22 protein-coding genes are annotated in these 23,749 nt (G+C 70.2%); 11 read left to right on the forward strand and 11 right to left on the reverse strand.

All coding sequences use genetic code 11. The features are described from left to right. Window positions 1–2: 2 nt before the first annotated feature. Window positions 3–617, reverse strand: a complete 615-nt coding sequence (locus tag DEJ48_RS19025) for a TetR/AcrR family transcriptional regulator (RefSeq protein WP_150217348.1) — start codon at window positions 615–617, stop codon at window positions 3–5. A gap of 105 nt (window positions 618–722) precedes the next feature. Here DEJ48_RS19025 and DEJ48_RS19030 point away from each other — a divergent pair, with 105 nt between their 5' ends. The 3 genes from DEJ48_RS19030 (at window position 723) to DEJ48_RS19040 (ending at window position 2,738) form a co-directional block, all read left to right on the forward strand. Next, window positions 723–1,616 (forward strand): NAD(P)-dependent oxidoreductase, encoded by an 894-nt coding sequence (locus tag DEJ48_RS19030; protein WP_150217349.1) that lies wholly within the window; start codon window positions 723–725, stop codon window positions 1,614–1,616. Between the two features lie 126 nt (window positions 1,617–1,742). After that, window positions 1,743–2,438, forward strand: a complete 696-nt coding sequence (locus DEJ48_RS19035; protein ID WP_150217350.1) for a TetR/AcrR family transcriptional regulator — start codon at window positions 1,743–1,745, stop codon at window positions 2,436–2,438. A gap of 120 nt (window positions 2,439–2,558) precedes the next feature. Beyond that, window positions 2,559–2,738: a hypothetical protein gene (locus tag DEJ48_RS19040; RefSeq protein WP_150170072.1), complete on the forward strand. Its 180-nt coding sequence runs from the start codon at window positions 2,559–2,561 to the stop codon at window positions 2,736–2,738. A gap of 126 nt (window positions 2,739–2,864) precedes the next feature. Here the strand turns inward: DEJ48_RS19040 and aspS are convergent, their stop codons facing one another. Then, window positions 2,865–4,628 carry an aspartate--tRNA ligase gene (gene aspS, locus DEJ48_RS19045; protein WP_150217351.1) on the reverse strand — a complete coding sequence of 588 codons (1,764 nt, stop codon included), beginning with the start codon at window positions 4,626–4,628 and terminating at the stop codon, window positions 2,865–2,867. Window positions 4,629–4,836: 208 nt separating this feature from the next. On the opposite strand from aspS, the gene DEJ48_RS19050 reads away from it, so the two are divergent. Beyond that, window positions 4,837–7,068 (forward strand): SpoIIE family protein phosphatase, encoded by a 2,232-nt coding sequence (locus DEJ48_RS19050; RefSeq protein WP_150217352.1) that lies wholly within the window; start codon window positions 4,837–4,839, stop codon window positions 7,066–7,068. On the opposite strand, the gene DEJ48_RS19055 is transcribed toward DEJ48_RS19050, so the two are convergent. Genes DEJ48_RS19055 through DEJ48_RS19070 form a run of 4 tightly spaced genes read right to left on the reverse strand, consistent with a single transcriptional unit; the run spans window position 6,984 to window position 11,168 of the window. Continuing rightward, window positions 6,984–8,087, reverse strand: a complete 1,104-nt coding sequence (locus DEJ48_RS19055; protein WP_150217353.1) for an AI-2E family transporter — start codon at window positions 8,085–8,087, stop codon at window positions 6,984–6,986. The genes DEJ48_RS19050 and DEJ48_RS19055 overlap by 85 nt on opposite strands. 47 nt (window positions 8,088–8,134) lie before the next feature. Further along, window positions 8,135–9,091, reverse strand: coding sequence for a pirin family protein (locus tag DEJ48_RS19060; protein WP_150217354.1), 957 nt, complete (start codon window positions 9,089–9,091; stop codon window positions 8,135–8,137). Window positions 9,092–9,111: 20 nt separating this feature from the next. Continuing rightward, window positions 9,112–10,623 (reverse strand): glycerophosphodiester phosphodiesterase family protein, encoded by a 1,512-nt coding sequence (locus tag DEJ48_RS19065; RefSeq protein WP_150217355.1) that lies wholly within the window; start codon window positions 10,621–10,623, stop codon window positions 9,112–9,114. A 53-nt stretch (window positions 10,624–10,676) separates the two neighbouring features. Further along, the gene (locus DEJ48_RS19070; RefSeq protein WP_055563227.1) at window positions 10,677–11,168 is read right to left on the reverse strand and encodes an SseB family protein; all 492 of its coding nucleotides are present in this window, start codon (window positions 11,166–11,168) and stop codon (window positions 10,677–10,679) included. A gap of 128 nt (window positions 11,169–11,296) precedes the next feature. Between DEJ48_RS19070 and DEJ48_RS19075 the strand changes: the two genes are divergently transcribed. From DEJ48_RS19075 to DEJ48_RS19095, 5 genes are all read left to right on the forward strand, one after another. Continuing rightward, a complete protein-coding gene (locus DEJ48_RS19075) occupies window positions 11,297–13,123 on the forward strand; it encodes an acyl-CoA dehydrogenase (RefSeq protein ID WP_150217356.1) in 1,827 nt (608 codons plus the stop codon). 132 nt (window positions 13,124–13,255) lie between these two features. Continuing rightward, the gene (locus tag DEJ48_RS19080; protein WP_223832100.1) at window positions 13,256–13,867 is read left to right on the forward strand and encodes a Uma2 family endonuclease; all 612 of its coding nucleotides are present in this window, start codon (window positions 13,256–13,258) and stop codon (window positions 13,865–13,867) included. Window positions 13,868–13,909: 42 nt separating this feature from the next. Then, the gene (locus DEJ48_RS19085; protein WP_150217358.1) at window positions 13,910–15,208 is read left to right on the forward strand and encodes a M18 family aminopeptidase; all 1,299 of its coding nucleotides are present in this window, start codon (window positions 13,910–13,912) and stop codon (window positions 15,206–15,208) included. 77 nt (window positions 15,209–15,285) lie between these two features. Beyond that, a complete protein-coding gene (locus DEJ48_RS19090) occupies window positions 15,286–15,516 on the forward strand; it encodes a DUF6458 family protein (protein ID WP_150217359.1) in 231 nt (76 codons plus the stop codon). Between the two features lie 53 nt (window positions 15,517–15,569). Beyond that, on the forward strand, window positions 15,570–16,070 hold the full coding sequence (locus DEJ48_RS19095) for an LURP-one-related/scramblase family protein (protein WP_150217360.1): 501 nt from the start codon (window positions 15,570–15,572) through the stop codon (window positions 16,068–16,070). A gap of 327 nt (window positions 16,071–16,397) precedes the next feature. Here the strand turns inward: DEJ48_RS19095 and DEJ48_RS19100 are convergent, their stop codons facing one another. Next, the gene (locus tag DEJ48_RS19100) at window positions 16,398–17,204 is read right to left on the reverse strand and encodes a carbon-nitrogen family hydrolase (protein ID WP_150217361.1); all 807 of its coding nucleotides are present in this window, start codon (window positions 17,202–17,204) and stop codon (window positions 16,398–16,400) included. A 135-nt stretch (window positions 17,205–17,339) separates the two neighbouring features. Between DEJ48_RS19100 and DEJ48_RS19105 the strand changes: the two genes are divergently transcribed. Beyond that, window positions 17,340–18,164 (forward strand): maleylpyruvate isomerase family mycothiol-dependent enzyme, encoded by an 825-nt coding sequence (locus tag DEJ48_RS19105; RefSeq protein WP_150217362.1) that lies wholly within the window; start codon window positions 17,340–17,342, stop codon window positions 18,162–18,164. A gap of 16 nt (window positions 18,165–18,180) precedes the next feature. Here the strand turns inward: DEJ48_RS19105 and DEJ48_RS19110 are convergent, their stop codons facing one another. Next, entirely contained in the window at window positions 18,181–19,488 is a 1,308-nt protein-coding gene (locus DEJ48_RS19110; RefSeq protein WP_150217363.1) for an MFS transporter, read from the reverse strand. Continuing rightward, a complete protein-coding gene (locus DEJ48_RS19115; RefSeq protein WP_150217364.1) occupies window positions 19,485–20,174 on the reverse strand; it encodes a GntR family transcriptional regulator in 690 nt (229 codons plus the stop codon). Before DEJ48_RS19115 ends, DEJ48_RS19110 begins: the two co-directional genes overlap by 4 nt. A 181-nt stretch (window positions 20,175–20,355) precedes the next feature. Between DEJ48_RS19115 and DEJ48_RS19120 the strand changes: the two genes are divergently transcribed. Next, window positions 20,356–21,252 carry a D-alanyl-D-alanine carboxypeptidase family protein gene (locus DEJ48_RS19120; RefSeq protein ID WP_223832101.1) on the forward strand — a complete coding sequence of 299 codons (897 nt, stop codon included), beginning with the start codon at window positions 20,356–20,358 and terminating at the stop codon, window positions 21,250–21,252. 65 nt (window positions 21,253–21,317) lie between these two features. On the opposite strand, the gene DEJ48_RS19125 is transcribed toward DEJ48_RS19120, so the two are convergent. Both DEJ48_RS19125 and DEJ48_RS19130 read right to left on the reverse strand, forming a co-directional pair. Then, window positions 21,318–22,757: a dihydrolipoamide acetyltransferase family protein gene (locus DEJ48_RS19125; RefSeq protein WP_150217365.1), complete on the reverse strand. Its 1,440-nt coding sequence runs from the start codon at window positions 22,755–22,757 to the stop codon at window positions 21,318–21,320. 11 nt (window positions 22,758–22,768) lie between these two features. Continuing rightward, window positions 22,769–23,749 (reverse strand): alpha-ketoacid dehydrogenase subunit beta, encoded by a 981-nt coding sequence (locus tag DEJ48_RS19130; RefSeq protein ID WP_150217366.1) that lies wholly within the window; start codon window positions 23,747–23,749, stop codon window positions 22,769–22,771.

Below are 23,749 nucleotides of genomic sequence, written 5' to 3' on the forward strand. Positions count from 1 at the left end.
CCTCAGCCCGTGTGCGGCGCGTACGACCCCACCAACCGCCCCAACTGCCGCCCCACCACCCGCAACGGCTCCTCACTCCGGGCGACCTGCGCCGTCACCTCCGCGCCCTCCAGCGCGCTGATGACCGTCGACGCCACCTCCCGCGCATCCTCGAGCGCGAAGCCCGACCCGAGCAGCCGGTCCTCGACGATCCGCTCCCAGCCGCGCAGCGCCTCCGCGCACACCCGCTGGATCTCCGATTCCGCGCCGAGCGTCTCCAGGGCCGCCGCCGTGACCGGGCAGCCGTCGACCCAGCCCGACTCCCGGAGGGCCACGGCCAGTTCGCCGGCGCAGCGTTCGATCGCCGGGCCCGGGGCGTCCTCGCCCGCCAACCCGTTCCGCAGCATCACCGCGAACTCCTCGGCGGAGTAGGCGATCGCGGCCACCGCGACCGCCTCCTTCCCACCCGGGAAGAAGTGGTAGACGGAGCCCAGCGTCGCCTCCGCCTCCTTGGCGATCTGCTTGATGCCCGTGCCCACGTACCCCTGCCGCTGGATGAGGCGTGCGGCGACGACCACGATCCGGTCGCGGGTGCCGAGGGCGCCGAGGGAACGGGGGGCTGAGCTGTTCTGGGGCATGCCCCCACCCTACCCACCATTGAGTAGAGCGTTCGTTCTAGAGGCGTGCTACGTTCTCCCCACGCACTAGATAGAGCGATCGTTCTAGAGAGTCGGGAGACACTCATGCCCAGTTCCGCCGCCGCGCCCCAGCAGTCCGTCACCGTCATCGGCCTCGGCCCCATGGGCCAGGCCATGGCCGCCGCCTACCTCGACCGCGGCTACGACGTCACCCTCTGGAACCGCACCCCCTCCCGCGCCGATGCCCTCGTCCAGCGCGGGGCGATACTCGCTGAGAGCGTCGAACACGCCCTGCTCGCCAATGAGCTCGTCGTCCTCAGCCTCACCGACTTCGACGCGATGTACGCGATCCTGGGGTCCGCCAAGTCCGCGATCGCGGGCCGCACCCTCGTGAACCTCAGTTCCGACACCCCGGAGAAGGCACGGGCGGGCGCCCGTTGGGTGACCGACCTCGGCGGGACGCATCTCACCGGCGGCGTCCTCTGCCCGCCGCCCCTCATCGGCACCCCGGACACCTCGACGTTCTACAGCGGTCCGCGCGAGGCGTACGACACGCACCGCGCCGCCCTCGAAGTCATCACCGGGAAGTCCGACTACCGGGGGGAGGATCAGGGGCTCGCCGCGCTCATGTACCAGCTGAACATGGCGGTCTTCTGGCCCGCGATGATCGCGTTCTGGCAGACCGCCGCGATCGCGGGCGCGCACGGTCTGACCGCCCAGGAGATCGCACCGTACGTCACGGAGAACTTCGCCGGCATGGGCCACTTCGTCGACTTCTACGCGTCCCGCATCGACGCGGGCAACCACGCGGGCGACGTCGACCGCACCGCGATGGGCCTGGCCAGCATGGAGCATGTCGTCCACACCGCCTCCGACGCGGGCGTGGACACGGCGTTCCCGGAGGCCGTGCATGACATCTTCCGGCGGGTCGTGGACGCGGGCCACGGCGCGGACAGCTTCTCGCGGGCCGTGGAGCTCATGAGCCGTCCAGCGGCCTGAGCGGCCTGAGCCACCACGGGCGGCGGCGACGAGGCGACAGTCCGGGGATCGGCGTACGCAACATGCGTACGCCGTGCGCTACCGTGGGTCGGGACCCGACAGTCACCCCCGCCCCCAGGAGCCCCCATGCCCGCCGAGCAGAAGCCCGAGATCGCGTCCGTCTGGACCCGCCCGCGCCGGCAGCGCGAGCAGCTGAGCCGGGAGCAGATCGTCGCGGAGGCCGTGCGACTGCTCGACGCGGACGGGCTCGAAGCCCTCAGCATGCGCAAGCTCGGCACCCGGCTCGACGCGGGCGCCACCTCGCTCTACCGGCACGTGGCCAACAAGGACGAGCTGATCGAGCTGGTCGTCGACGAGGTCTACGGGGAACTGTCGGTGCCCATCGCGACCGGCGCCGCACAGTGGCGGGACGCGGCCGCCGACAGCGCGCGCAGCCTGCGAGCGATGATTCTGCGCCACCCTTGGGTCGCCTCGGTGCTCGGTCAGGTCGGCCTCGTCCACCTCGGCCCGAACGTGACGAAGATGTCGGAGCGGATGGCCGCGGTCTACCGGACGGCGGGATTCCCCGCGGCCGAAACCGAACTGGCCCTCAGTACCGTCATCTCCTATGTGATCGGCATGGCGACCAGCGAGGCCGCGTACCTCTCCCTGATCGCCCGAAGCGGCACGACGGAACGGGAGTTCGCGGAGAGGCTGAAGGGTGACGGGGGGTCGGACGCGCGTGCGGACGACCCCGAGCAGGTGCGCGAGGAGACCTTCGACTACGGGCTCCAGCGCGTGCTCGACGGGCTCCAGGCGCGTCTGACCTCAACCGCCCCTTGAATCACGCTCGGTTCGACTGCCCACTGGAAACGGGAGATACGCGTCACGGTGAGCTAAGTCATGCGCAGGGGAGGCTTAAATTGACGCCGCCTTCACACCTGTGTACGTAAGCTTCACGACATGGCCACGACTCCCTCCCCCGACCGGCGACGCACCGCCGACGAGGTCAATGAGGAAATCCGTGCGCTGTGGTTGCGCGCGGGCGGACGCCTCCGACCCGACGAACGCCTCGTGTACGAACGGCTCGTGACGGAGTGGGCCGAAGCGGAAGCGAACTCTTCACCGACGACGGCGGCTTGATAGAACCGCCTGGAAGGGCCGCCCCGCCGCGTGGGCGCGACCAGCCACGACGCATCCGCAACCGAGAGCGAACACAAGAAGGCCCCGGAACCAAGGTTCCGGGGCCTTACAAGTCAACCTGAACCGCTACTGCGCCGCCGGCTTCCGCAGGGAGATGTTGAGCTCCCGCAGACGGGACTCGTCGAGCTCCGTCGGCGCCCCCATCATCAGATCCTGCGCGTTGCCGTTCAGCGGGAACGAGATCGTCTCGCGGATGTTCGGCTCGTCGGCGAGGAGCATCACGATGCGGTCGACGCCGGGCGCGATGCCACCGTGCGGCGGCGCACCGAGGCGGAACGCGCGCAGCATGCCCGCGAACTCGTGCTCGACGGTCTCCGCGTCGTAACCCGCGATCTCGAACGCCTTGAGCATGACCTCGGGCTCGTGGTTCCGGATGGCGCCGGAGGAGAGCTCGATGCCGTTGCAGACGATGTCGTACTGCCAGGCGAGGATGTCGAGCGGGTCCTTCTCCTCCAGGTCCTTCATGCCGCCCTGCGGCATCGAGAAGGGGTTGTGGGAGAAGTCGATCCTGCCGGTGTCCTCGTCCTTCTCGTACATCGGGAAGTCGACGATCCAGCAGAAGCGGAACACGCCCTCCTCGAAGTGGCCCGCGCGCTTGGCCGCCTCGACGCGGACCGCGCTCATGATCTTCGAGACCTCGTCGAACTCGCCCGCGCCGAAGAAGACGGCGTGGCCCGGGGCCAGCGAGAGACGCTTGGTCAGCTCCTCGACGTTCGCCTCGGTGAGGAACTTGGCGATCGGGCCCGTCAGCGAACCGTCCTCGGCGACGCGCACCCAGGCCAGGCCCTTCGCACCCTGCTCGACCGCGTAGTCACCCAGGCCGTCGAAGAACTTGCGGGACTGCGACGCCGTGTCCGGCACCGGCAGGGCACGCACGTGCTTGCCCGCGAACGCCTTGAACTCGGAGTCGGCGAAGATGTCCGTGATGTCGGTCAGTTCGAGCTTCGCGCGCAGGTCGGGCTTGTCGTTGCCGTACTTCAGCATCGACTCGCGGAACGGGATGCGCGGGAAGGGGGACGTCACCTCGCGGCCGTTGCCGAACTCCGTGAAGAGCTCCGTCATCAGCTTCTCGATGGGGCGGAAGACGTCTTCCTGCTCCACGAAGCTCATCTCGACGTCGAGCTGGTAGAACTCGCCGGGCGAGCGGTCCGCGCGGGCGTCCTCGTCGCGGAAGCACGGCGCGATCTGGAAGTAGCGGTCGAAGCCCGAGATCATCAGCAGCTGCTTGAACTGCTGCGGGGCCTGGGGGAGCGCGTAGAACTTGCCGGGGTTCAGGCGGGACGGGACGACGAAGTCACGGGCGCCCTCGGGGGAGGTCGCGGTGAGGATCGGCGTCGCCATCTCGTTGAAGCCGAGGGCGACCATCTTCGAGCGGATCGAGGCGATCACGGCGCTGCGCAGCATGATGTTGCGGTGCATGCGCTCGCGGCGCAGGTCCAGGAAGCGGTACTCCAGGCGGCGCTCCTCGTTCACGCCGTCCTCGGCGTTGATCGTGAAGGGCAGCGGGCCCGCGGCGCCGAGCACCTCGACCTCGGAGGCCTCGATCTCGACCTCGCCAGTGGGCAGCTCCGGGTTCACGTTGTCCGTGCCGCGCGAGACGACCTTGCCGTCGACGCGGACGACGGTCTCCTTGGACAGCTTGTCCAGGACCTCGGCGGCCTTGGTTCCGGGGCGGGCCACCAGCTGCGTGATGCCGTAGTGATCGCGGAGATCGATGAAGAGAATGCCGCCCAGGTCTCGGCGATTGTGCAGCCAGCCGCTCAGCCGGACGTCGGTGCCGACGTCAGAGGCGCGGAGCTCGCCGCAGGTGTGGGACCTGTACCGATGCATCGTCGTTCATCCAGTCTTCGCGAATAGGGGAGAGAGCAGACCCGCACAAGGCTACCGTCCGGCCGAAGATCGGTTTCCGGATATCCGCGGGAGCCACCCTCCACAGGGCCCGGTACGGGTCCACTTCGGGTCCCCTACGGGTCCGCTACGGGCCCGCTGCGAGGGGGCTCAGTGGCGGCCGGGGTGTACATCTTCCTAAAGTGGGTCAATGCGCACCGACGATCCCCTCCTACAGGTGGGGGACGACTCCCTGCCTCCCGTACGGGAGGTCCTGGCCGCGATCGCGACCGGGCTGTGGCGCTGGGACAACGCGTCCGGGACCGTCACGCTCGACGCCGAGGCGGCCCGGCTCCTCGGCCTGCCCGCCCGCGCCCAGACCCTCACCGAGGCAGGCGTGCGCTCCCGTTTCCACCCGGTCGACTGGAACGAGATCTACGGAACCGTCCAGCTCGCCGTCGCCGAGGGCACCCTCGCCGAGGCCCGGCTGCGGATCATGGACGAGACGGGGCGGCGGGTCCTCAGGACCGTGCGCAGCCGCTCCAAGCCGGTGATGCACGGGGCGACCGAGGCGTACGAGCTGGTCGGCACCCTGCAAGAGGTCAACGAGCCCGCGCCCGGGACCGCCGCCCGCACCCCGGTCACCGGCGACTGGCGCCGCTCCCGGGAGGCGTTCCTGCTGGACGCGGGGCGCGCGCTCGCCGAGGCGCGCTCCACGGAGGAGGTCCTCAGGGTCGCCGGGGGCCTCTCCATGCCGGGGTTCTCGCCGGACGGCCTCGCGGTCTTCGGGGTCGAGGGCGAGCGGCTGACGATCATCGGGCACCACGGCCACCAGCCCGGCGACGACGGCCCCTTCTCCGCGATGCCGCTGGACACCGACTATCCGGCCGCGGAGGTGGTGCGCACCGGGCGCGCCGTCTACCTCTCCACCCCGGAGGACTACCGCAGGCGCTATCCCGCGGCCTGGCCGCTGGCCAGCCGCTTCGAACGGCAGTCGTGGGCGTTCCTGCCCCTGACGGTCGCGGGGCGCACGATGGGGGCGTGGATGGCGGCCTTCACGTATCCCGTCTCGTTCACGCCCGACGAGCGTTCCGTCCTGACCACGGTGGCGCGGATGCTGGCGCAGGCCCTGTCGCGGGCCGGGGTCGCCGAGTCCGAGCGGGAGCTGACCGAGGGGCTGCAGCGGTCGATGCTGCCGATGCTCGGGCCGCAGATCCCGGGGATGAGCGTGGCCGCCCGCTATGTGCCGACGGGCGGCGGGCTCCAGGTCGGCGGCGACTGGTACGACATGATTCCGCTGCCCAGCGGCCGCATCGCCTTCGTCATCGGCGACGTACAGGGGCACGACGTGCGGGCGGCGGGCCTGATGGGGCAGCTGCGGATCGCCCTGCGCGCGTACGCATCCGAGGGCCACCGCCCCGACGCGGTCCTCTCCCGCGCCACCCGCTTCCTCTCCGGGATCACGGAGTCCATCACCTACGGGTCGAGCGGCACGGGCGCGGACGAGGCGATCGAGTACGACCCTCGCTTCGCGACCTGCCTGTACGTGGAGGCCGACCCGGCGACCGGCATCCTGGAGATGGCCCGCGCGGGGCACCCCGAGCCCGCGATACGCATGAGTGACGGAACGGTCCTGCTGCGCCCCACCGCGGGCGGCCTGCCGCTCGGCATCGACCCGGACGCCGACTACCCGACGACCCGGCTCGTCCTGGAGGCCGGCGAGACAATGCTGATCTGCACCGACGGCCTCATCGAGACCGGCGGCCACGACCTGGACAGCGGCTGGTCGCGGATCAGGACGACCCTGGAGGAGTACGCGGGCGAGGGCGAGCCCGACGCACTGGAGCAGCTCGCCGACGCGCTCGTGCAGGCCGTGCACGGGCCCTCCTCCCACCACACCACGGGCCCCTTCGCGGACCGCCGCGAGGACGACATAGCCGTGCTGCTGCTGAGCAGGACGGCCCGCCCCGAGCACCGCACGGACGCCCGCCGCACGGTCCTGACCGTCGCCCAGGCCGAACCGGAGCGCATCGCGGGGGCCCGCAGCCACCTGCGGGACCTGCTGCACGACTGGGCGGACGACGACCAGGTCGACTCGGCGGTCCTGATGGTCTCCGAGATGCTCACGAACGTCCTCGTGCACACGGACGGCGACGCCCTGCTGGTCGCGGAGGTCACCGGCGAGCCCGGGGCGCGCAGGCTGCGGGCCGAGGTCGCCGACGGCAGCGACGACCTGCCGCACAAGCGCCACCCGGGCGAGCTCGCCTCGTCGGGCCGCGGCCTGGTCCTGATGGAGCTGCTCGCCGGGGCGTGGGGCGTGGACCCGCGCGGCGACGGCAAGAGCATCTGGTTCGAGCTCTACGAGGACGCGGGCGCGTCCGGCGGCTTCGCGGACGTGGAGGTCGGCATGGACGTCGATGTGGACGTGGACGTACCGGAGTAGCGGGCGCGCAGCTCCGAGACGATGCCGAACGCCGCCGCCGTCAGCGGCACCGCGAGCAGCATCCCGAGGATCCCGGCCACCGAGGCGCCCGCGGTGATCGCGAGCATCACCACCGCCGGGTGCATCTGCACGGTCCTGCTCTGGATCATCGGCTGGAGGATGTGCCCTTCGAGGACCTGTACGGCGAGGACCACGCCGAGCGCCCACAGCGCGATGGCGAACCCGCGGTCGGCGAGGGCGACGAGGATGGCGACCGCGCCGGACAGGAACGCGCCCAGGTAAGGGATGTACGCCCCGACGAAGACGAGCGCGCCGAGGCCGAGGGCGCCGGGGACGCCGAGGATCAGCAGACCCACGGAGATGCACAGGGCGTCGATGAACGCGATGATCGTCGTTCCGCGCATGAACCCCTCGATGGCCTCGAAGGCGCGCCGCGCCATGGCCTCGATGGAGTCGGCGCTGTCACCGGGGGCGAGCTGGCGCAGGGTGCCCATGGCGCGCTCGGAGTCGCGCAGGAAGAAGAAGACGAGCAGCAGCGCGAGGACCGCCATCGCCATCATCTCGCCGACGGTGCTGAGCCCGCTGATTACTCCTGACGCGGCGGTTCCGCCGAACTTCCCGAACAGCTCCTTCGCGTTGGACGCCATGTCGTCCAGGGAGGTCCCGGCCGCCCCGAAGTACTTCGACAGGTCGGTGGCGGCCTGTTTGAGGGAGGCGAGGATCTGGTCGCCGCTGTCGATCAGCGCGTTGACGACGATGTAGCCGGCGCCGCCGACGACGGCGACGACGGCCGCGCAGGTGAGGCCGGCCGCGAGGGAACGCTGCACCTTCAGTTTGAGCAGCCGCCGGTACAGCGGTCCGAGGAGCGCGGTGCCGAGCAGCGCGAGGAGGACGGGCGTCACCGCGGTCTTGAAGGTGACGCACAGCCAGATCCCCACGGCGGCCACGCCGGTGACGAGCAGGACGACGACGCACCAGGCGGCGAGGCGCCGCACGGACTCGGGCAGGAGGGTACTCACCCCTCCTACCCGAGCACGGGCTCACCCGTAGTGCACCTTATGTACGGCTACATGCCGTGCACGGCGGGAACCGTGCCCAGCAGACCCTTCTGGAAGTCCTCGAAGGCCTGCTGCAGTTCGGCCTGGCTGTTCATCACGAACGGGCCGTAGTGCGCCATCGGCTCGCGGATCGGCCGCCCGCCGAGCAGCACGACCTCCAGGTCGGGGGCGTGCGCGTCCTGGCGTTCGTCCGCGCGGACGGTCAGCGAGGAGCCCGCGCCGAAGACGGCGGTCTGGCCCATGTGGACCGGACGCCGCTCGGTGCCCACGGTGCCGCGGCCCGCGAGGACGTACGCGAGGCCGTTGAAGTCCTCGCGCCAGGGCAGCGTCACCTCGGCGCCGGGCCGCACGGTCGCGTGGATCATCGTGATCGGCGTGTGCGTGATGCCGGGGCCCTCGTGGCCGTCGAGCTCACCGGCGATGACGCGGAGCAGCGCACCGCCGTCGGGGGTGGAGAGCAGCTGGACCTGGCCGCCGCGGATGTCCTGGTAGCGGGGGTCCATCATCTTGTCCTTCGCGGGCAGGTTCACCCACAGCTGGAGGCCGTGGAAGAGGCCGCCGGACATGACGAGGGACTCCGGCGGCGCCTCGATGTGGAGCAGGCCGCTGCCGGCCGTCATCCACTGGGTGTCGCCGTTCCGGATGGTGCCGCCGCCACCGTTGGAGTCCTGGTGGACGAACGTCCCGTCGATCAGGTAGGTGACCGTCTCGAAGCCCCGGTGGGGGTGCCAGGGGGTGCCCTTCGGCTCGCCCGCCTCGTACTCCACCTCGCCCATCTGGTCCATCATGATGAACGGGTCGAGGTACTTGTAATTGATCCCCGCGAAGGCCCGGCGCACCGGGAATCCCTCACCCTCGAAGCCGCTCGGCGCCGTGGTCACGGCGAGCACGGGGCGCGGCGTCGCATCGGCCTGCGCCACCACTCGGGGCAGGGTCAGCGGGTTCTCGACAGTCACTGCAGGCATGGTCGGTACCTCCTGTGGACTCACTTTAGTTGAACGTAGAACTTTCTGCCACCTGGAACGAACGGGGCCCGGCGGGAATTCCCTCCGGGCTCCAGCTGCAGGTAGTCGAGGTTCCAGTTCTGGAAGGCACCCTCGTCCAGGGAGAGGCGCACGGTGTGGCGGCCGCGGGTGAGCTGCCGCGGGTCATGGCTGTCCTGGAGGAAGAAGGCTTGGTGGGCGGTGGTGCCCGCGACCCGTACGGCCTTGCCCGGCCTGCCGCCGTCGAACGCGATCCGATACGTCCCCGCCGGCTCGTACGGGGACGAGGCGCGGACCTTGAGCGTGTACGGCCCGGTCTTCGGTACGTCGACCGTGTACGTGAGCCACTCCGAGCCGCGCATCCAGCAGACCACCACGGCCCCGTCGTGGTCACACACGTCGACGCCCTCGCCGGGCCGCCCCGGCCCGTCCCCCCGGTTCCCGGCGTCGGTGTCGTGGTACGCCTTGCCCTCGCCTCCGGGGGCGTACCCCTCCGCCTGGACGCGGACCGCGCCGGGCGGCACGCGGTCCGCGGCGCCCGTGGTCAGGTAGGACCTGAGGGCCCGCACGTTGTCGGTCTGCAGGACCGTCGCGCCGTAGGCGGCGATGAGCCTGCCCCAGCCGCGCGCCGGGTCGATCAGTGAGGCCTCGTCGGTGAAGCGGGCGGCGAAGCCGTCCCGCATGGTGTTGAACCAGACGCGGCCGGTCGAGCGCAGCCCACGGACGAAGGCGGGAGCGGCCACCTTGTCGCGGACGTCGTCGAAGACGACCTCGAACGCGGGCGGCCTGCCCTTGCCGAACTCCCCGACGGACGCGGCGTTGGCGTCCTCCACCACGTGCATGTAGAGCGCGCCCTTGTGGCGGCCGAGGAACGCCTTCACCTCGGGCACGGGGGCACGGGACTTGAAGAGGCCGTTGCGGACGGTGCCGGTCTCCTCCATGACCCGCCAGACGGCCTCGCGGTCCTCCCAGGCCTGGTCGAGGTTGACGAGCCCGAGCGTGCGGGCGGCCTTCAGGGCGTCGGCGACGGTGGGGACCCGTTCGCCGGTGAGCGGCGCCTGCCGGCCGCCCAGACCGGCGCGCAGCCTGAGGCCGCGCAGCTGGGCGAGGGTGAGGTCGGAGACGCGCCCCTTGCCGTTCGTGGTGCGGTCCACGGTCGCGTCGTGCATCAGGACGGGCACGTGGTCCTTGGTCATCCGGACGTCGGCCTCGACGATCTCCGCGCCGTCCGCGAAGGCCGCCCGGAGCGCGGCGACGCTGTTCTCGGGCGCCTTGCGCCACTGGCCGCGGTGTGCGGCCGTCATGACCGCGGCCTTGGGCCCGTGGTCGAGGAAGAGGCGGCGGGCGCGCTCGGCGCCGGTCTCGGCAGGAGCGCCATTCTCGGCGCGAACGCCGTTCTCCGCCGGGGCCGCGCGCCCGTCGGCGGCCCCCAGGAGAGCCGCGCTCACCACGGCGGTCAGAGCCGCGGTGACCAGAACAGTGGGGCGGCGAGGCGGAATCGTGGACGAGGGCATAGATCAGAGCATCGGTGGCCGCCCCCGCCCACGCGGGAATCAACGCGCGCGCGTCACCCGTACATGCGCCGCATCGCGAAGTCGACCATCTGCTCCACGGCCTTCGCGTCGAAGACCATGCGGTGCTCGCCCTCCATGTCGAGGACGAAGCCGTACCCCGTCGGGAGCAGGTCGATGACCTCCGCGCCGGTGATCACGAAGTACTTGGAGTCCTTGCCCGCGTACCTCCGCAGCTCCTTGAGGGAGGTGAACATCGGGATCACGGGCTGCTGGGTGTTGTGCAGCGCGAGGAAGCCGGGGTTGTCGCCGCGCGGGCAGTAGACCTTCGACGTGGCGAAGGCCTGCTGGAAGTCCTCCGCGGACATCGAGCCCGTCGTGAAGGCGCGCACGGCGTCCGCGAGGGACGGCGGCGAGGGCTCGGGGTAGAGCGGAGGCTGCTGGCCGTAGCCACCGCCGGGCATGCCCTGCATCTGCTGCGGTGGCGGCTGCGCGCCCGGCGGGGCGTACTGCTGCTGGGCGCCGGGATTCTGGTCGTAGCCGTACATGCGCGTAAGCGTACTGAGTCACGGACGTCACAGATGGGCGGTTAGGGGTTGCGTCTTATTACCGGCGGGTAGCATCATCATAGCTACTTGCTGGTATTCATCCCTTTCCTGCTTACGGAGCCTTCGCCATGGGCCACTACAAGTCGAATCTCCGCGACATCGAGTTCAACCTCTTCGAGGTGCTCGGCCGCGACAAGCTGTACGGCACCGGCCCGTTCGCGGAGATGGACGTCGACACCGCCAAGAGCATCCTCGACGAACTGCGCCGCCTCGCCGAGAACGAGCTGGCCGAGTCCTTCGAGGACGCGGACCGCAACCCGCCGGTCTTCGACCCGGCGACCAACACCGCACCCGTCCCGGCGTCCTTCAAGAAGAGCTACCAGGCCTTCATGGACTCCGAGTACTGGCGCCTCGGCCTGCCCGAGGAGATCGGCGGCACGACCTCCCCGCGCTCCCTGATCTGGGGGTACGCGGAGCTGCTGCTCGGCGCGAACCCGGCCGTGTGGATGTACTCGTCGGGCCCCGCGTTCGCCGGCATCCTCTTCGAGGAGGGCAACGAGGCGCAGAAGAAGGTCGCCGAGATCGCCGTCGAGAAGCAGTGGGGCTCGACGATGGTCCTCACCGAGCCGGACGCCGGTTCGGACGTGGGCGCGGGCCGAACGAAGGCCGTGCAGCAGGAGGACGGCTCCTGGCACATCGAGGGCGTGAAGCGCTTCATCACGTCCGGTGAGCACGACATGTCGGAGAACATCCTCCACTACGTCCTCGCCCGCCCCGAGGGCCACGGGCCCGGCACGAAGGGCCTCTCCCTCTTCCTCGTACCGAAGTACGACTTCGACTGGGAGACCGGCGAGCTGGGCGAGCGCAACGGCGTGTACGCGACGAACGTCGAGCACAAGATGGGCCTCAAGGCCTCCAACACGTGCGAGATGACGTTCGGCGACCAGCACCCCGCCAAGGGCTGGCTGATCGGCGACAAGCACGACGGCATCCGCCAGATGTTCCGCATCATCGAGTTCGCCCGCATGATGGTCGGCACGAAGGCCATCGCCACGCTCTCCACGGGCTACCTCAACGCCCTGGAGTACGCCAAGGAGCGCGTCCAGGGCCCCGACCTGGCCCAGTTCATGGACAAGACCGCGCCGAAGGTGACGATCACTCACCACCCGGACGTGCGCCGCTCCCTGATGACGCAGAAGGCGTACGCGGAGGGCATGCGCGCCCTGGTGCTCCACACGGCTGCCGTCCAGGACGACATCCAGGTCAAGGAGGCCGCGGGCGAGGACGCGTCGCAGCTGCACGCCCTCAACGACCTGCTCCTGCCCATCGTGAAGGGCTACGGCTCGGAGAAGTCGTACGAGCAGCTGGCGCAGTCGCTCCAGACGTTCGGCGGCTCGGGGTACCTCCAGGAGTACCCGATCGAGCAGTACATCCGGGACGCCAAGATCGACACCCTCTACGAGGGCACGACGGCCATCCAGGGCCAGGACTACTTCTTCCGGAAGATCGTCCGCAACCAGGGCGCCGCGCTCAACGGCCTCGCCGAGGAGATCAAGAAGTTCCTCGCGGTCGGCACGGGCGGCGAGGCGCTGGCCGGCGCCCGCGAGGAGCTGGCCAAGGCCGCGGTCGAGCTGGAGGCCATCGTCGGCGTCATGCTCACCGACCTCGCGGCCACGGAGCAGGACGTCAAGTCCATCTACAAGGTGGGCCTCAACACGACCCGCCTCCTGATGGCCTCGGGCGACGTGGTCGTCGGCTACCTGCTGCTGCGCGGCGCCGCGGTGGCCGCCGAGAAGCTGGAGACGGCCTCGGCCAAGGACAAGTCCTTCTACGAGGGCAAGATCGCGGCGGCCAAGTTCTTCGCCACCAACGTCCTCCCGAACGTCGCCTCCGAGCGCAAGCTCGCCGAGGCGGTCGACCTGGACCTGATGGAGCTGGACGAGGCGGCGTTCTAGTCCGCCCTGCCCGTAGGAGCCCCTTTCGCACGTCAGCGCGATGCCGCCACTCGATCCTTTCGGGTGGCGGCATCGTCGCATGCCCTGGGTACGCTGACGGAACGGCCGAGAATCCCGTCCATGGGAGGAACCATGACCGCCGAGCCCCGCACCGAAGCGCTGCACGCACTCCAGCCCGACGGCTCGGCGTGGCCGATGCCGCCTCAGGACGGCTACACGACGGACGACTTCTTCAGCCTCGACCTCCCGCCGCACACAGAGTTGATCGACGGGAGCCTGATCTTCGTGAGTCCGCAGCGCAAGTTCCACACGCTGGCGATGGACCTCTTGGTGAACGGGGTGCGCGCCACCGTCCCCGATCACCTGCGGGTCCGCCGCGAAATGGCCGTCGTCCTCGGCCGTAAGCAAGCACCCGAGCCGGACCTCGTGGTGGTGGCCGCGGAGGCCGACGCCGACCAGACCCAGACCCGCTACCAGGCCGATGACGTCCTGCTCGCCGTCGAGGTCGTCTCTCCCGACTCCGTGGAGCGCGACCAGGACACCAAGCCCCGCAAGTACGCGGCGGCCGGAATCCGGCACTACTGGCTGGTCACCATGGACGAGAACAACCGTCCCGCCGTCCACACCTACGAGCTCGACCCGCACACCGGAACGTACGCGCCCACCGGCATCCACCACGACCGGCTCAAGCTCGCCGTGCCGTTCACGATCGACATCGACCTCACCGAGATCGACCGCCTCTGATCGCCCCGCCACCCGGACAGCCGCCCCATTAGGCTGGCTGGCATGCGCACACCCTCCGGGCCCTTCGACCGTGGCCACACCGAAGACCTCATGACCTTCCTCGCGGCGAGCCCCACGCCGTACCACGCCGTGGCGAGCGCCGCCGAGCGTCTTGAGAAGGCCGGTTTCCGGCAGGTCGAGGAGACCGACGCCTGGGACGGCACGACCGGCGGCAAGTACGTGCTCCGCGGCGGCGCCATCGTCGCCTGGTACGTCCCCGAGGGCGCCAGTGCGCACACCCCCTTCCGCATCATCGGCGCCCACACCGACTCCCCCAACCTGCGCGTGAAGCCGCAGCCCGACGCGGGCGCCCACGGCTGGCGGCAGGTCGCCGTGGAGATCTACGGCGGGCCGCTGCTCAACTCCTGGCTCGACCGCGACCTCGGCCTCGCCGGACGCCTCTCCCTGCGCGACGGCACCACGCGGCTCGTGGACATCGACCGGCCGCTGCTGCGCGTGCCCCAACTGGCCATCCACATGGACCGGTCCGTGCACACCGACGGGCTCAAGCTCGACAAGCAGAAGCACATGCAGCCCATCTGGGGCCTCGGTCACGACGTCCACGAGGGCGACCTGATCCGCTTCCTGGAGGACGAGACCGGCCTCGACGAGGACGACGTCACCGGCTGGGACCTCATGACGTACGCCATCGAGCCGCCCGCCTTCCTCGGCCGCGACCGCGAACTGGTGGCCGGGCCCCGCATGGACAACCTCCTGTCCGTGCACTCCGCGACCGCGGCCCTCACCGCCGTCGCCGCCCAGGAGAACCTCCCGTACATCCCCGTGCTCGCCGCCTTCGACCACGAGGAGAACGGCTCGCAGTCCGACACCGGCGCCGACGGCCCGCTGCTCGGCAGCGTCCTGGAGCGGTCCGTGTTCGCGCGCGGCGGCTCGTACGAGGACAAGGCGCGCGCCTTCGCGGGGACCGTCTGCCTCTCCTCCGACACCGGGCACGCCGTCCACCCCAACTACGCGGAGCGGCACGACCCCACGCACCACCCGCGCGCCAACGGCGGACCGATCCTCAAGGTCAACGTGAACAACCGTTACGCCACGGACGGTTCGGGCCGCGCGGTCTTCGCCGCCGCGTGCGAGAAGGCGGGCGTCCCCTTCCAGTCGTTCGTCTCCAACAACGCGATGCCGTGCGGCACGACGATCGGCCCCATCACCGCGGCGCGGCACGGCATCAAGACCGTCGACATCGGCGTCGCGATCCTCTCCATGCACAGCGTGCGCGAGCTGTGCGGCGCCGACGACCCGCACATGCTGGCCAACGCGCTGGTGGCGTTCCTGGAGGGCTGAGCTCCGAATACCTGTGTGGCCACGGAGCCTTCGGGTACTCGGAGGCTCCGTAGCCACTACGCAGGGAGGCGGTCCTTATGGGCCTCGGCGGATGCATACTTCTGATCGCCGTGGGTGCCATCCTCACGTTCGCGACCGACTGGGAGATGGACGGGCTCAATGTCACCGTCGCCGGTCTCATCATGATGGCCGTGGGACTCATCGGTGTCGCCGTCTTCACCAGCATCGCCCGGCGCAGGAGGGCGGTGGTCCCGCCGGTCGCCCAGACGACCGTCGTCGACCCGGACCAGCAGCCCCGCAGCTACTGACACGCCCCGGCACGACGTGTCCGAAGTGCGGCGGTACGGGGTAGTCATGCGCCATGAGACTTCTCGTACGCGACCGCATGCTCGGCATCGGTGACGACTACTGGATCGAGGACGACCAGGGCCGCAAGGTCTTCCTCGTCGACGGCAAGGCCATGCGCCTGCGCGAGATCTTCGAGCTGAAGGACATGCAGGGCAGGGTGCTCATCGACATCCACGCCAAGATGCTCTCCCTGCGCGACACGATGGTCATCGAGCGGGAGGGCGAGCCGCTCGCCCGGGTGAAGCGCAAACGCCTGTCGCTGCTGCGCAACCACTACCGCGTGGAGCTGGTCGACGGCACGGAGCTGGACGTCAGCGGCAAGATCCTCGACCGCGAGTTCGCCATCGAGTACGACGGCGAGCTGCTCGCGGACATCTCGCGCCGCTGGTTCAGCGTCCGCGAGGCGTACGGCCTCCAGGTCGTCCGCGAGGACGCCGACCCCGCGCTCCTCCTGGCCGTGGCGGTCTGCGTGATCCGCCTGGCGGAGAAGGAACGGGAGGGGGACGACGACTGAGCCGCCGGGACCCCGGACCCCGCGCCCAAGACTCGCGACGAAGTCGCGTTCAGGGGGCGCGGGGAAACCGCGTTCAGGCTCGCGGCGGACCCGCGTTCAAGGCTCGCGACGGACCCGCGCTCAGGGCTCGCGACGGACCCGCGTTCAAAGGGGCGCGGCGGACCCGCGTTCAAGGCTCGCGGCGAAGCCGCGTTCAGAGGGCGCGGCGGAGCCGCGTTCAAGGGGCGCGGGGAACTGCGCGACCAGCCACGACGCACCCGCAGCGGCAAACGGATTGAGGGGCGCGGGGAACTGCGCGACCGGCCACGACGGCCCCGCAGCCGCGGCTCAGAGCCGCGGCGGTGGAGCCTGTCCCAGGAGCCGGTCCTTCAGGGCCGGGAACTGCTCGCGGGTCGCCGAGACCTTCCCGGGATCGAGATCGACCGTGAGGACCTCCTCACCCTCGCCCGCCTCCGCGAGGACCTCACCCCACGGGTCGACGACCACACTGTGCCCCGCCTGCGGCACCCCCGCATGCGCCCCACCCGTACCGCACGCCAACACGTACACCTGGTCCTCGACCGCCCGCGCCCGAGCGAACAGCAACCAGTGCTCAAGCCGCCGCGCGGGCCACCCCGCGGGCACCACGAACATCTCGGCGCCCGCGTCGACGAGCCCCCGGAAGAGCTCGGGAAAGCGCAGGTCGTAGCAGGTCGCGAGGCCGAACGTGGCGTCCGGCGTGCGGAACGTCGCCAGCTCGGAACCGGCCGCCATCATGACGGCCTCGCCCTTGTCGAAGCCGAAGCGGTGGATCTTCCGGTACGCCGCGGCGAGTTCACCGGCCGGCGAGAAGACGAGCGAGGTGTTGTACAGCGGCCCGTCAGGGTCGCGCTCGGGGATCGAGCCCGCGTGCAGCCAGACGCCCGCCTCGCTCGCGGCCTTCGACATGGCCTCGTACGTCGCGCCTTCGAGGGGCTCCGCCTCGTCGGCGAAGGCCTCGTGGGCGAAGGCGCCCGTGGTCCACAGTTCGGGGAGAACGACCAGATCCGACCCGTCCCGCGCGCTCACCTCACGTACCAGTGAAGCGACCCGCGTACGACGGGAATTGACCGGTTCGTCCTCGTCTACGGCGATCTGGATGAGAGAGGCGCGCACACTACCACCGTCCTGGCATTCGAGTCGGCAACACGGGCCTACGATCGTCACACGAAAGCACTGCCGGGGTGCCTGCGGGCAGCGTAACTTAACGTCTCAGACACCCACCGCCCGCGTACAACCGCAAGGGGTCCCGTGAGTCTCCATCCCAGCCTGCAAACCTACGCCGATGCCTGGACGCACTCCGTCGAAGCGATATCCGAGCTGGTGTCGCCGCTCGCCGAGGGGGAGTGGAACTGGGCCACCCCCTGCCCCGGCTGGTCGGTGCGCGACATCGTCTCCCATGTCATAGGCCTGGACTGCGAGATGCTGGGCGACCCCCGCCCCATCCACACCCTGCCCCGCGACCTGTACCACGTGCAGACCGAGGGCCAGCGGTACATGGAGATGCAGGTCGACGTGCGGCGCCACCACACCGCGCCGGAGATGACCTCCGAGCTGGAGTACACGATCATCCGCCGCTCCCGGCAGCTGCGGAACGAGTCGCGGGAGCCGTCCACCAAGATCCGCGGCCCCCTCGGCTCCGAGCAGACCCTCGAACTGGCCATGCGGCTGCGGGCCTTCGACGTGTGGGTGCACGAACAGGATCTCCGTACGACCCTGCGCAAGCCCGGCAACCTCGACTCCCCCGGGGCGTACGTGGCACGGGACCTGCTCCTCAAGGGCCTCCCGAAGGTCGTCGGCGAGAAGGCCGGCGCCCCCGCGAACTCGGCCGTCGTCTTCGACGTCAGCGGACCCGTCGAGTTCCTGCGCACGGTCCGCATCGACGCCGAGGGCAAGGGCACCGTCGACAACGCGCCCTCGCTCGGCCCGCTCGCCACCCTCGGCCTCGACTGGGAGACGTACTTCAGGCTCGCCTGCGGCCGCGTGACGTACGCGTCCGTCGCGGACCGCGTCAAGGCCGAGGGCGACCACGACCTGGCGGACGCGATCCTGCGGAACTTCGCGGTGACGCCGTAGCGCCACGACAGCACGGTCAGGCGGGGACGTGCACGGCCTCGACACGGCTGGCGACGAGCTGCTCCCGCTCCCTGCGCACGGCGCGCGACTTGAGGCGCAGGATCTGGACGAGGCCGAACGCCTCCAGGACGAAGACGGCGGAGAACGCGATCCGGTAGTTGTCGCCGGTCGCGTCGAGCAGCACGCCGATCGCGAGCAGGGTCGTCATGGAGGCGATGAAGCCGCCCATGTTGGTGATGCCGGACGCCGTGCCCTGCCGCTCCGGCGGGTTCGCGGGCCGCGCGAAGTCGAAGCCGATCATGGAGGCGGGGCCACAGGCGCCGAGGACCGTGCACAGGACGATCAGCAGCCACATCGGGGCGTGGTCGCCCGGGTAGGCGAGCGTCGCGCCCCAGGCCGTCGCCGTCGTCCCGATGGTGCCGAGGGCCAGCGGGAGACGCGCGGCGTGGTGCCGGGCCACGATCTGGCCGTAGACGAGGCCGATGACCATGTTGGACAGCACGACGAGCGTGAGCAGCTCGCCGGCCGTCGCGCGGGACAGGCCCTGGGCCTCGACGAGGAAGGGCAGGCCCCACAGCAGCAGGAACACCATCGCGGGGAACTGCGTCGTGAAGTGCACCCACAGGCCGAGCCGGGTGCCGGGCTCCCGCCAGGACAGCGCGATCTGCTTGCGCACGAACGCCGCTCCGGTGTGCGGCACCGGCTCCGGCTCGTGGCCCTCGGGGTGGTCCTTCAGGAACAGCGACATGAGGACGAGGACGACGACACCGCACAGCGCGCTGCCGGCGAACGCGGCCGTCCAGCCGACGGAGTGCAGCAGCCGCGCCAGGACGAGCGTCGACACGAGGTTGCCCGCCATGCCGACCAGGCCCGCGAGCTGGGCGACCATCGGGCCGCGCCGGGCCGGGAACCAGCGGGTGCCGAGCCGCAGGACGCTGATGAAGGTCAGCGCGTCACCGCAGCCGAGCAGGGCGCGGGAGACGAGCGCCATCGCGTACGTCGGTGAGAAGGCGAAGCCGAGCTGCCCGATCGTGAAGAGGACCACTCCGATGGTCAGCACCTTCTTGGTGCCGAGCCGGTCGACCATCAGGCCGACGGGTATCTGCATGCCCGCGTAGACGAGCAGCTGGAGTATGGAGAAGGTCGACAGCGCCGACGCGTTGACGTGGAAGCGGTCCGCGGCGTCGAGGCCCGCGACGCCGAGCGACGTCCGGAAGATGACGGCGACGAAGTAGACGGCGACGCCGATGGACCAGACGAGGACGGCCTTCCTGCCGCCGGGGGGATCACCGGGCAGGGCGACGGGTGCGGTGGCGGAGCTCATCGGACCTCGCCCCGCGCCAGGTTCTGGAACCAGCCGACGTGCCGGGTGACCACGGCGACCGCCGCGTCCGCGTCGCCGAGGCGCAGCGCGTCGAGGATCTCCTCGTGCTCGACGAGGGTCTTCGCGATCCGGTCGGGGTGGGAGTGCATCACGGCGACGCCCATCCGCAGCTGCCGGTCGCGCAGCTGGTCGTAGAGGCGGGAGAGGATCTCGTTGCCGCCGCTGCGCACGATCTCCGCGTGGAAGCAGCGGTCGGTGACGGCGGCCTCGGCGAGGTCACCGGCGGCGGCCTGCGCGCGCTGCCGGTCGAGGAGCTCGTCGAGGCGTTCGATCAGGCCCGCGGGCGCGGGCACCGCCTTGCGCACGGAGTGCGTCTCGACCAGCAGCCGCGTCTCGACGACGTCCGCGATCTCCTGCGCGGAGACGGGCAGCACCAGCGCGCCCTTCTTCGGGTAGAGCCGCAGCAGCCCCTCGACCTCCAGCTTCAGCAGCGCCTCGCGCACGGGGGTGCGGGACACCCCCACGGCCTCGGCGAGCTCGCCCTCGGTGAGGAGCGTGCCGCCTTCGTAGCGGCGCTCCAGGACGGCCTGCTTGACGTGCGCGTAGACGCGCTCGGCGGCGGGGGGACGTTTGGCGGGGGCGGCGGAGGAGGTGGAGGTGTCGGGGGCGAGAGCGGAGGCTGGCATGCGCACAGCATAGATACAACAGGTATACAGGGGTATCTCTGTCCACATGGCGGGCACCCCGGCGCGGACATCGCCTGAATTTCCCCGGCACATCAGCGCATCCATCCGCCCCTCTCGTTCGTCTACTGAGTGAGCGGCACCCTCATGCAGCCGCAGCCCAGGGGCATTTGGAGCATTTGTCTTGAATACCGGCATCAAGGGCGCACGTCGCGCGACCGCCGTCCTCGTCACCGCGAGCGCGATGCTCGCCGGCGGCGCCCTCACCACCCCGGCCCACGCGGCCGCACCTCCGAAGCCGTCCATCGTCGCCAAGGGCGGCTATGTGATGAACAACGCCACGGGGAAGAGCCTCTTCACGAAGTCGGCCGACACCCGCCGTTCCACCGGCTCCACGACGAAGATCATGACGGCGCGTGTGGTGCTCGGCCAGCGGAACCTGAACCTGAACTCCAAGGTCAAGGTCGACAAGGCGTACAGCGACTACATCGTCCGCAACAACTACGCCTCGTCGGCCCGCCTGATCGTCGGCGACAAGGTCACCGTCCGCCAGCTCCTGTACGGGCTGATGCTGCCGTCCGGCTGCGACGCCGCGTACGCGCTCGCGGACAAGTTCGGCAAGGGCTCGACCCGCGCCAAGCGCGTGAAGAACTTCATCGGCCAGATGAACTCGACCGCCAAGACGCTCGGCATGCGGAACACGCACTTCGACTCGTTCGACGGCATCGGCCACGGCGCCAACTACTCGACGCCGCGCGACCTGACGAAGCTCGCCAGCAATGCGATGAAGTACTCCACGTTCCGTACGGTCGTGAAGACGAAGTCGACGAAGCAGAAGGTCACCACGAAGTCCGGTGGCTACCGCAACATGTCGTGGACGAACACGAACAACCTCCTCGGCTCCTACCGCGGCGCCATCGGCGTGAAGACGGGCTCCGGCCCCGAGGCGAAGTACTGCCTCGTCTTCGCGGCGACCCGCAACGGCAAGACGGTCATCGGCACGGTCCTGACCTCTTCCTCGCTGGCCAACCGCACCAAGGACGCCAAGAAGCTCTTGGACTACGGCTTCAAGGTCGCGTAGCACGCAGCCGGTACGAGAAGGGCCCCGCCGCGGTGTCGCGGCGGGGCCCTTCTTCGTATATGTGCTTACGCCCAGGTCATGAGCCGCTTCGGCTGCTCCAGGATGGCCGCCACATCGGCGAGCACCTTCGAGCCGAGCTCCCCGTCCACCAGGCGGTGGTCGAAGGACAGCGCGAGCGTCGTCACCTGACGGGGCTTCACCTTGCCCTTGTGGACCCACGGCTGGAGCTTGATCGCGCCGACCGCGAGGATCGCGGACTCGCCGGGGTTCAGGATCGGCGTGCCCGTGTCGACGCCGAAGACGCCGACGTTCGTGATCGTGACCGTGCCGCCCTGCATGGCGCCGGGCGAGGTCTTGCCCGCGCGGGCCGTGGACACCAACTCGCCGAGCGACTCGGCCAGTTCGGGCAGCGTCTTGGCGTGCGCGTCCTTGATGTTCGGCACGATCAGACCGCGCGGGGTGGCCGCGGCGATGCCCAGGTTCACGTAGTGCTTCTGGACGATCTCCTGGTTCGCCTCGTCCCAGGCGGCGTTGACGTCCGGGTTCCGCTTGATCGCCACGAGCAGGGCCTTGGAGATGAGCAGCAGCGGGTTGACCCGCAGTCCGTCAAAGGCCTTGTCCTGCTTGAGCTCCTCGACCAGCTTCATCGTCCGCGTGACGTCGATCGTCACGAACTCCGTGACGTGCGGCGCCGTGAACGCGGACTCGACCATCGCCTGCGCGGTGACCTTGCGGACGCCCTTGACCGGGATGCGGGTCTCGCGAGCGTCTGTACCGGCCACGGGCGACGGCGCCGCGGGAGCGGGCGCCTCGACCGTCTCGGGCGCCTGCGGGGCGGGTGCTGCGGCCGGGGCCGGGGCCACCGCCGCGTGCACGTCCTCGCGGGTGATGATCCCGTCGGGACCGGACGGCGTGACCGTCGCGAGGTCCACGCCGAGGTCCTTGGCGAGCTTGCGGACCGGCGGCTTGGCGAGCGGCCGGGCGCCGTTGTGCCCGTTCACGGACGGGGACTGCGGCGCCGGGGCGGTCGGTGCCTGTTCGGCGGCGGGAGCAGCGGTCGCCTCGGCCGCGGCGGGCTTGCGGGCCCGGCGCTTGGTGGAGGACTCCGCGACCCCGTACCCGACGAGCACGGGCTTGCGGCCCTCCGGGGCAGCGGCCTCGGGCTCGGCGTCCTGCACCGTCTCCTGCGCAGGCGGCGGCTCGGGCGCGGACGTCTGCTCGGGCGCCGCCGGGGCACCCGCCCCACCCGACACGTCCACCGCGATGATCACCTGGCCGACGTCGACCGTGGTGCCCTCGGGGAACCGAAGCTCCTGTACGACCCCGTTGAACGGAATGGGGAGTTCGACGGCGGCCTTGGCCGTCTCGACCTCGCACACGACCTGGCCGTCGGTGACCGTGTCACCGGGCTGCACGTACCACTTGAGGATCTCGGCCTCGGTGAGGCCTTCGCCCACGTCGGGCATCTTGAACTCGGCAAGAGCGGTGTCTGTCATCGTCGTCACGACCCTCTCCCTCAGTACGCCAGCGAGCGGTCGACGGCATCGAGCACCCGGTCGAGGCCCGGCAGGTACTCCTCCTCGAGGCGCGCCGGCGGGTACGGGGCGTGATAGCCGCCGACCCGCAGCACGGGCGCCTCCAAGTGGTAGAAGCACCGCTCGGTGATGCGGGCCGCGATCTCCGCGCCCGTGCCCAGGAAGACCGGGGCCTCATGGACGACGACGAGCCGCCGCGTCTTCTCGACGGACGCCTGCACGGTGTCGAAGTCGACCGGCGACATGGAGCGCAGGTCGACGACCTCCAGGGACTTGCCCTCTTCCTCGGCGGCCGCGGCCGCCTCCAGACAGACCTTCACCATCGGGCCGTACGCGGCGAGCGTGAGGTCGGTGCCCTCGCGGGCGACGGTGGCCTTGTGCAGGGGGCCGGGGATGGCCTCCTTGTCGACCTCGCCCTTGTCCCAGTAGCGCCGCTTCGGCTCGAAGAAGATCACCGGGTCGTCGCTCTGGATGGCCTGCTGCATCATCCAGTAGGCGTCCGCCGAGTTGGACGGGGAGACCACCTTGAGGCCCGCGACGTGCGCGAAGAGCGTCTCGGGCGACTCGCTGTGGTGCTCGACCGCGCCGATGCCGCCGCCGTACGGAATGCGGATGACGACCGGCATCTTGATCTTGCCGAGCGCGCGGGCGTGCATCTTCGCGAGCTGCGTGACGATCTGGTCGTACGCGGGGAAGACGAAGCCGTCGAACTGGATCTCCACCACGGGGCGGTAACCCCGCAGGGCGAGACCGATGGCCGTGCCGACGATGCCGGACTCGGCGAGCGGGGTGTCGATGACCCGCTCCTCGCCGAAGTCCTTCTGCAGTCCGTCGGTCACCCGGAAGACGCCGCCGAGCTTGCCGACGTCCTCACCCATGATGAGGACCTTGGGGTCGTTCTCCAGCGCGGTGCGCAGCGATTCATTGATCGCCTTGGCGATCGGCAGTTTCTGGACAGCCAT

Origin of the sequence: Streptomyces venezuelae, assembly GCF_008642315.1 — a bacterium.
Taxonomy (GTDB): domain Bacteria; phylum Actinomycetota; class Actinomycetes; order Streptomycetales; family Streptomycetaceae; genus Streptomyces; species Streptomyces venezuelae_D.

What these genes read in the sequence shown, in the direction of transcription:
- DEJ48_RS19050 (WP_150217352.1), top strand. Translation starts at nt 4,837, where the DNA reads ATGCGCACCGACGATCCCCTCCTACAGGTGGGGGACGACTCCCTGCCT.
- DEJ48_RS19075 (WP_150217356.1), top strand. Translation starts at nt 11,297, where the DNA reads ATGGGCCACTACAAGTCGAATCTCCGCGACATCGAGTTCAACCTCTTC.
- aspS (WP_150217351.1), bottom strand. Translation starts at nt 4,628, where the DNA reads ATGCATCGGTACAGGTCCCACACCTGCGGCGAGCTCCGCGCCTCTGAC.
- DEJ48_RS19080 (WP_223832100.1), top strand. Translation starts at nt 13,256, where the DNA reads ATGACCGCCGAGCCCCGCACCGAAGCGCTGCACGCACTCCAGCCCGAC.
- DEJ48_RS19115 (WP_150217364.1), bottom strand. Translation starts at nt 20,174, where the DNA reads ATGCCAGCCTCCGCTCTCGCCCCCGACACCTCCACCTCCTCCGCCGCC.
- DEJ48_RS19030 (WP_150217349.1), top strand. Translation starts at nt 723, where the DNA reads ATGCCCAGTTCCGCCGCCGCGCCCCAGCAGTCCGTCACCGTCATCGGC.
- DEJ48_RS19040 (WP_150170072.1), top strand. Translation starts at nt 2,559, where the DNA reads ATGGCCACGACTCCCTCCCCCGACCGGCGACGCACCGCCGACGAGGTC.
- DEJ48_RS19095 (WP_150217360.1), top strand. Translation starts at nt 15,570, where the DNA reads ATGAGACTTCTCGTACGCGACCGCATGCTCGGCATCGGTGACGACTAC.
- DEJ48_RS19090 (WP_150217359.1), top strand. Translation starts at nt 15,286, where the DNA reads ATGGGCCTCGGCGGATGCATACTTCTGATCGCCGTGGGTGCCATCCTC.
- DEJ48_RS19130 (WP_150217366.1), bottom strand. Translation starts at nt 23,749, where the DNA reads ATGGCTGTCCAGAAACTGCCGATCGCCAAGGCGATCAATGAATCGCTG.
- DEJ48_RS19060 (WP_150217354.1), bottom strand. Translation starts at nt 9,091, where the DNA reads ATGCCTGCAGTGACTGTCGAGAACCCGCTGACCCTGCCCCGAGTGGTG.
- DEJ48_RS19065 (WP_150217355.1), bottom strand. Translation starts at nt 10,623, where the DNA reads ATGCCCTCGTCCACGATTCCGCCTCGCCGCCCCACTGTTCTGGTCACC.
- DEJ48_RS19070 (WP_055563227.1), bottom strand. Translation starts at nt 11,168, where the DNA reads ATGTACGGCTACGACCAGAATCCCGGCGCCCAGCAGCAGTACGCCCCG.
- DEJ48_RS19025 (WP_150217348.1), bottom strand. Translation starts at nt 617, where the DNA reads ATGCCCCAGAACAGCTCAGCCCCCCGTTCCCTCGGCGCCCTCGGCACC.
- DEJ48_RS19110 (WP_150217363.1), bottom strand. Translation starts at nt 19,488, where the DNA reads ATGAGCTCCGCCACCGCACCCGTCGCCCTGCCCGGTGATCCCCCCGGC.
- DEJ48_RS19035 (WP_150217350.1), top strand. Translation starts at nt 1,743, where the DNA reads ATGCCCGCCGAGCAGAAGCCCGAGATCGCGTCCGTCTGGACCCGCCCG.
- DEJ48_RS19085 (WP_150217358.1), top strand. Translation starts at nt 13,910, where the DNA reads ATGCGCACACCCTCCGGGCCCTTCGACCGTGGCCACACCGAAGACCTC.